At 70.1% G+C, this 6,395-nt stretch carries 6 protein-coding genes and 2 pseudogenes; 4 read left to right on the top strand and 4 right to left on the bottom strand.

Features of this window, described 5'->3' with window-relative positions; translation table 11 throughout:
- Nucleotides 1-5 precede the first annotated feature (5 nt).
- Nucleotides 6-587, top strand: coding sequence for a DNA-3-methyladenine glycosylase I (locus L0H79_RS19685; protein WP_301486341.1), 582 nt, complete (start codon nucleotides 6-8; stop codon nucleotides 585-587).
- Between the two features lie 97 nt (nucleotides 588-684).
- Here the strand turns inward: L0H79_RS19685 and L0H79_RS19680 are convergent, their stop codons facing one another.
- Together L0H79_RS19680 and L0H79_RS19675 are read right to left on the bottom strand one after the other, a co-directional pair.
- Entirely contained in the window at nucleotides 685-1,986 is a 1,302-nt protein-coding gene (locus L0H79_RS19680; protein ID WP_301486340.1) for a TrpB-like pyridoxal phosphate-dependent enzyme, read from the bottom strand.
- 211 nt (nucleotides 1,987-2,197) lie between these two features.
- Complete coding sequence (locus tag L0H79_RS19675) at nucleotides 2,198-2,737, bottom strand: PH domain-containing protein (protein ID WP_301486339.1); 540 nt, start codon at nucleotides 2,735-2,737, stop codon at nucleotides 2,198-2,200.
- 141 nt (nucleotides 2,738-2,878) lie between these two features.
- Here L0H79_RS19675 and L0H79_RS19670 point away from each other — a divergent pair, with 141 nt between their 5' ends.
- The 3 genes from L0H79_RS19670 to L0H79_RS19660 all read left to right on the top strand — a co-directional run bounded on the left by L0H79_RS19670 (nucleotide 2,879) and on the right by L0H79_RS19660 (nucleotide 5,460).
- Entirely contained in the window at nucleotides 2,879-4,633 is a 1,755-nt protein-coding gene (locus L0H79_RS19670; RefSeq protein WP_301486338.1) for an AMP-binding protein, read from the top strand.
- A gap of 177 nt (nucleotides 4,634-4,810) precedes the next feature.
- Nucleotides 4,811-5,059 carry a type II toxin-antitoxin system Phd/YefM family antitoxin gene (locus tag L0H79_RS19665; protein ID WP_301486337.1) on the top strand — a complete coding sequence of 83 codons (249 nt, stop codon included), beginning with the start codon at nucleotides 4,811-4,813 and terminating at the stop codon, nucleotides 5,057-5,059.
- The gene (locus L0H79_RS19660) at nucleotides 5,056-5,460 is read left to right on the top strand and encodes a type II toxin-antitoxin system VapC family toxin (RefSeq protein WP_301486336.1); all 405 of its coding nucleotides are present in this window, start codon (nucleotides 5,056-5,058) and stop codon (nucleotides 5,458-5,460) included. Before L0H79_RS19665 ends, L0H79_RS19660 begins: the two co-directional genes overlap by 4 nt.
- Here the strand turns inward: L0H79_RS19660 and L0H79_RS22320 are convergent.
- Together L0H79_RS22320 and L0H79_RS22315 are read right to left on the bottom strand one after the other, a co-directional pair.
- Nucleotides 5,348-5,578 (bottom strand): annotated as a pseudogene (locus L0H79_RS22320) (hypothetical protein); the annotation flags it as partial. The gene L0H79_RS19660 and the pseudogene L0H79_RS22320 overlap by 113 nt on opposite strands.
- Nucleotides 5,579-5,589: 11 nt before the next feature.
- A pseudogene (locus tag L0H79_RS22315) lies at nucleotides 5,590-6,105 on the bottom strand (AMP-binding protein); the annotation flags it as partial.
- Nucleotides 6,106-6,395: the final 290 nt, after the last annotated feature.

The raw sequence follows: 6,395 nt of genomic DNA, 5'->3' as shown, positions 1-6,395 counted from the left end.
TGACGGTGATCGGCGACGACGGTTCGGCCCGGCCGGAGTGGGCGTCCACCGACCCCCTGCTCCGGGAGTACTACGACACCGAGTGGGGCATGCCGGTCCGCGACGAGCGCGGAGTCTACGAGCGGATCTGCCTCGAGGGATTCCAGGCCGGGCTGTCGTGGGCCACGATCCTGCGCAAGCGCCCGGCCTTCCGCGAGGTGTTCGCGGGCTTCGACCCGGACATCGTGGCGCGGTTCGGACCGGCCGATGTCGACCGGCTCATGACCGATGCCCGGATCGTGCGCAACCGGCGCAAGATCGAGGCGACGATCGGCAACGCCCGGGCCACGGTCGGGCTTCGCGACGAGGGCGGTCTCGCTGACTTCGTCTGGTCGTTCCGACCGGCCGCGACGCCCCAGCCGCGGGACCACTCGGAGGTGCCGACGTTGTCGCCGGAGTCGGTGGCTCTGTCAAAGGCCCTGCGGGGAAAGGGGTTTGCGTTCGTCGGGCCGACCACGATGTATGCCCTCATGGAGGCGATCGGCATGGTCGACACCCATCTCGTGTCGAGCCACCGCCGGGGCAGCTCCCGCGTCTGGCCCGCCTGAGCGGACCGAGCCCACCTGCGTCGTATCCTGCGCATGGGCTGTGCGTGGTCGTTGTCGTCGGGGCGACGCAAACCACGCACAGCCGGCCGGAAGCCCGTCAGAGGAAGGACTCGTAGGCCGGCAGGTCGAGCACGCCGTTGCCGGACAGGCCGATGACGATCGTCTCGTCGGTCGTCGCAGCCCGGGCCTGCGCGATGGCGCCGGCCACGCCGTGCGTCGACTCCGGTGCCGGGATGATGCCCTCGGCCCGGGCGAACTCGATCCCCGCGGCAAAGGCGTCGTCCTGCTCGACCGCGATCGCGTCGAGCAACCCCAGTTCCCGCGCGTGCGACACCATCGGCGCCATGCCGTGGTAGCGCAGCCCGCCTGCGTGGATCGGCGGGGGCACGAAGTCGTGACCCAGGGTGTGCATCTTGAGCAGCGGCGTGAGCCCGGCGACATCGCCGAAGTCGTAGCGGTACTCACCCTGGGTCAGCGACGGGCACGCGGTCGGCTCGCACGCGACGACCCGCGTGGAGGTGCCGTCGCGCAGGTTGCGGCCGATGAAGGGGAAGGACAGGCCCCCGAGGTTCGACCCGCCGCCGGCGCAGCCAAAGACGATGTCCGCGGTCTCGCCGATCGCGTCGAGCTGCTCGAGCGCCTCGATGCCGATGACCGACTGGTGCAGCAGGACGTGGTTCAGCACACTCCCGAGCGCGTAGTGGGCTTCCGGGTCTGTCGCCGCGGCCTCGACGGCCTCGGAGATGGCCATGCCGAGCGACCCGGTCGTGTCAGGGTCCTTTGCGAGCATGGCCCGGCCCGCCTCGGTCAGGTCAGAGGGCGACGGGTGGCAGCTAGCGCCATACGTCTGCATCTGCATGCGGCGATAGGGCTTCGTGTCGAACGACGCGCGCACCTGCCACACCTCGCACTCGAGCCCGAGCAGGGAGCACGCGAGCGCGAGGGAGGCGCCCCACTGGCCCGCGCCGGTCTCCGTCGTGAGCTTCCGGGTGCCCTCGACCGCGTTGTAGTAGGCCTGTGCCACAGCGGTGTTCGGCTTGTGCGAGCCGGCCGGGCTGACGCCCTCGTACTTGTAGTAGATCTTCGCCGGGGTGCCGAGCGCCCGCTCGAGACGGTAGGCGCGGATGAGCGGCGAGGGGCGCCACAGCGCATAGATCTCGCGGACCGTCTGCGGGATCTCGACCCATCGCTCGGTCGTGACCTCCTGCTGGATCAGCGCCATCGGGAAGAGCGGTGCGAGGTCGGCCGGGCCGAGCGGCTCCTTGGTGCCGGGGTGCAGCGCCGGCGGCACCGGCTCGGGCAGGTCGGCCGAGAGGTTGTACCAGTGCGTCGGCACGCTCGACGGGACCGGAGCGCCGGTGGGCTCGGTGAGGGACTGGGTGGACGTGACCTCGGTCATGGGGCGCCTCTCTCGCAGGTGTTCTGTCGGGACCCTAACGCGGGGTCGTGTCGAGGTGTCGGGGCCCTACCCGTCGATCGCCGTTCGAGGGCGTTGTGTCCCGGTATGCCGCTCAGGCCCTCGCTCGCGCCTCTTCCCTCAGCTGCGGGCCTCCCTCGTTCCGCCCACGCGGAGCGTGGGACCCGGCTCGTGTCCTCGCTTCGGTCGGCGCTCAGGCCTGGCCCGGTTGGTCCGGCGGCGACTGCGCGGAACGACGCCGACGCAGGTCGTCCTCGTCGACGAGCCGGTTGACGAGCTGCTGGACATCATTGCTGCGCGGGATGTTGTGCAGCAGCTCGTCCGGGCTGTCGCCGGCCGACTCGATCCGGAGCGAGCCTGCGTTGACGATCCGGTCGAGCAGCGTCTGCTCGAACGAGACATCCGTGATCTTGGACAGTGTGATGTCCTTGCCCGACTTGCTGAGGATGCCCCGGCGGACCATGACCCGGTGGCTCGTGATGACGTAGTGCGTCGTGCGCCACCGCAGGAACGGCACGAGCACGAGCCAGATCGCGAGGACTGCCAGGATTCCGGCGACGACCCACTGGATGAGGTTGCCGGTCCGGTCGTCGGGCGTGGCCCAGGCCACCGCGATCCCGGCCGCCAGGAGCAGGACCGCGAGCAGGGTCGGCACGGCGACGGTCAGCCAGTGCGGGTGCAGGCTCTTGACGACCTTCTCGCCTCGAGCGAGGACGTTCTCCGGGAATCCCACGTCCCGAGCCTAGATGGGGATGGCGCCACCGTACGCCGCTTCACCGTGCCCTTGCTGCCCGCTCGACCCGGGACTTGCCGCCCGCTTGACGATGAGGTCCCGGTCCCTTGACTGGAGCGCTGAGGGTGAGAAGGTCAGGTCATGACGGACACCACGACCACTGCAACTGACGCGACCACGGCTTATCGATCCGCGCGCGACTCGCTTCTTGCCATGCGCGAGGACTATGACGCGGCAGTCCGAGACTTCCGCTTTCCCGACCTCGGCGACCGGTTCAACTGGGCGATCGACTGGTTCGACGCCTACGCGCGCGGCAACGACCGTCCGGGGCTGGTCATCGTCGAGCAGGACGAGTCGGTCGGCTCGTGGAGCTTCGACCAGCTCGCGCGGCGCTCGGACCAGGCCGCGGCCTGGCTCGCGGGCAAGGGCATCGGCAGGGGCGACTCGGTCATCGTCATGCTCGGCAACCAGGTCGAGCTGTGGGAGACCATGCTCGGTGTCGTGAAGCTCGGCGCGGTCATCATGCCGACGACGACCGCCGCCGGGCCCGGGGACCTCGTCGACCGGATGGAACGAGGGGCCGCTCGCGCGGTCGTCACCAGCCCGACCGAGACGTACAAGTTCGACGACATCGAGGGCGACTACCTGCGCGTCGTGATCGACCGCGGCGCGCAGGTGCCGGAGGGCTGGGAGGCCTACTCAGCGGCATACGACATCGACGCGCCGCCCGCCGAGCACCCGGGCACGGCTCCGGACGACCGGCTGCTGCTCTACTTCACGTCGGGCACCACGAGCCGGCCCAAGCTGGTCGAGCACACCCAGGTGTCCTACCCGGTCGGGCACATGTCGACGATGTACTGGCTCGGGCTCGAGCCCGGCGACGTGCACCTGAACATCTCGAGCCCGGGCTGGGCCAAGCACGCGTGGTCGTGCTTCTTCGCACCGTGGATCGCCGAGGCGACCGTCTTCATGTACAACTACTCCCGGTTCGACCCGGAGGCGCTGCTGCGCGTGCTACGCACCCACCACGTCACGTCCTTGTGCGCGCCGCCGACGGTGTGGCGGATGCTGATCAACGCCGACCTGTCCGGCGGGCCGGGGGACCTGCGCGAGGTCATCGCGGCGGGGGAGCCGCTCAACCCGGAGGTCATCTCGCAGGTCACCAAGGCGTGGGGCCTGACCATCCGCGACGGCTACGGCCAGACCGAGACGACGGCCCAGGCCGCCAACACCCCCGGGCAGCGGCTCAAGCCGGGCTCGATGGGGCGGGCGCTGCCGGGTGTGCCGGTCGTGCTCGTGGACCCGATCACGGGCGAGCGTGCGGCCGCCGACGAGGGCGGCATGGTCGAGGGCGAGATCTGCCTCGACCTGGCCGCCCACCCGCTGCCGCTGATGTCCGGCTACCAAGGCGATCCCGAGCGCAACGAGACCGCCATGGCGGGCGGCTTCTACCACACCGGTGACGTCGCGACGATGGACGCCGAGGGCTACATCACCTACATCGGGCGCACCGACGACGTGTTCAAGGCGAGCGACTACAAGATCAGCCCCTTCGAGCTCGAGTCGGTGCTCATCGAGCATGCCGCCGTGGCCGAGGCTGCCGTCGTGCCGACCCCCGACCCGGTCCGGCTGGCCGTGCCGAAGGCCTACATCGCGCTCGTGCCGGGATACGAGCCGGGCGCGGAGGTCGCCAAGTCGATCTTCGCCCACGCGCGAGAGCGGCTGCAGCCGTGGCAGCGGCTGCGGCGGATCGAGTTCTTCGAGCTGCCCAAGACGATCTCGGGCAAGATCCGCCGGGTCGAGCTGCGCGGTCGCGAGGTCGACCTCGACGAGGCCGGGTCGGACCGCCCCGACCTCGAGTGGCGCGACGAGCAGTTCCCGGAGCTCAAGGGCTGAGTCTCGTCGCGGGGGAGCCGCTTCCATCTGGTATGCCGCTGAGCCGGCCCCCAGCCCCGGCGCTGAGTCAGCGCGGGCTTGGGGAGGGGGCGACGGCCGGAGAGCCGCGGCGACGACTCTGCCGTCGTCGGCTCGTCGGCACGCCATGCGCAGTAGCATGAGTGCTACATTGGTTGCATGACCACGGTGGGGCTTCGCGAGCTGCGTCAAGCCGCATCTGATCTGGTGCGACGGGTCGAGGCAGGAGAGGAGATCATCATCACCGTCTCCGGTCGTCCGAGCGCGCGCCTGGTGGCCGCGCGCCCGACTCGGTGGAGGAACTGGGACGACATCGCCGAGCTGTTCCACGGGCCGACGGACAGCGAGTGGGAGCAGGACAGGGATCTGCTCGACCCACGAGTTCGTGATCCGTGGGCACGCCGATGACGGGAGGCGTCCCCCCGCCCGAGCGCGCGATCCTCGATACGAGCGTGGTCCTCGCCGAGGGCATTGCTCCGCTGCCGGGAGTGCTTGCGGTCAGCGCCATCACGTTGGCCGAGCTGCACTTCGGGGTCTTGGTTGCCCAGACCGCCGCGATCCGAGCCGAGCGGCTCCGGCGCCTGAGCCTGCTGCAGCACCACTTCGACGCGTTGCCGGTCGACGAGGCGGTGTCCGTCAGCTACGGCCGCTTGGCCGCAGCCGTTGTCGAGGCGGGGCGACAACCGCGGCGTCGGGTCATGGATCTTCTGATCGCTGCGACGGCACACGCACATGGTGCTCGGCTCTACACGCGCAACCCAGCGGACTTCGCCGGGATCGAGGGGCTGGTGGAGGTAGTTGCCCTCTGACCGGGGACCTGGGGACGGCCTCGACGAGGTGGACCGACTTCGGCGCCTTGTGCGCGGCGAGCCGCCCGCGCACGTGCGCGATGATGTCCTGCTCGTCCGCATCGGCGCCGGGGCGGAGGGCGACGAACGCGCTATCTCGCCGATCTCACCCGACGTGACGTCCGAGCCGGGCTCGTCGACGAGGCGCACGTCGACGTCGACGGAGGGCTGCCCGCACGCGCCCCACAGTGACTCGTCGGCGTGGTCGACGGGGGACAAGGCGGCGATGCAGAGCGGCGCCTCCGTCTGGCCGTAGTACTGGGTGAGGATCGGGCCGAACGTGTCGATCGAGGACCGCAGGAGTGGACGCGGCATCGGGCTCGCGCCACAGACGACGCGGCGGAGCGACGACAGGTCGGCTCCGTCGAGCGCGCCGGACCCGAGCAGCATTGCGAACATGGTCGGCACGAGGTCGATCTCGGTGGCTCGGTACCGGCCGATGGCAGCGGCGAAGTCGGCGGGGGCGAACGACGGCAGGACCGCCGAGGCACCACCGCGGATCCAGTAGGGCAGCACGAAGGTGCCGCTCGCGTGGATGAGTGATGCGGCCGGGCGATCAGCGTGCTGGAGTGCGCCGCGGCGGACCAGGTTGGCCGCAAGAGCCATGGTGACCTCTGTTCTGGCCGGCTCGCAGCCTGTCGGAGCGAGACCGGGGGTCGGGCGCGCATTCTCCTTCGGCCAGGTCTCCGTCGTCGAACCCCGTGCAAGTCGAGGCAGTCAGGCGCGACCGGGATCGAACCATTGACAAAATGACGAACATATGTTCGAATGATGGGGAGGTGGTGGTGACATGACTGCGGCGTCCGCGATGGCTGGTCCAGCCATGACGGCTGGCCCTGGCCCTGTCCTGGTCGCCGCGAGCCTTGCTGGTGACCGTGATGTTGGCGCTGACCGTG

Source organism: Intrasporangium sp. (genome assembly GCF_030452765.1).
GTDB lineage: Bacteria > Actinomycetota > Actinomycetes > Actinomycetales > Dermatophilaceae > Intrasporangium_A.
Note: the sequence above shows the minus strand (reverse complement) of the source record. Positions and strands in the feature narration are given on the sequence as shown.

Coding starts and splice junctions, on each gene's coding strand:
- L0H79_RS19680 (WP_301486340.1), bottom strand. CDS start 1,986: ATGACCGAGGTCACGTCCACCCAGTCCCTCACCGAGCCCACCGGCGCT.
- L0H79_RS19670 (WP_301486338.1), top strand. CDS start 2,879: ATGACGGACACCACGACCACTGCAACTGACGCGACCACGGCTTATCGA.
- L0H79_RS19665 (WP_301486337.1), top strand. CDS start 4,811: ATGACCACGGTGGGGCTTCGCGAGCTGCGTCAAGCCGCATCTGATCTG.
- L0H79_RS19660 (WP_301486336.1), top strand. CDS start 5,056: ATGACGGGAGGCGTCCCCCCGCCCGAGCGCGCGATCCTCGATACGAGC.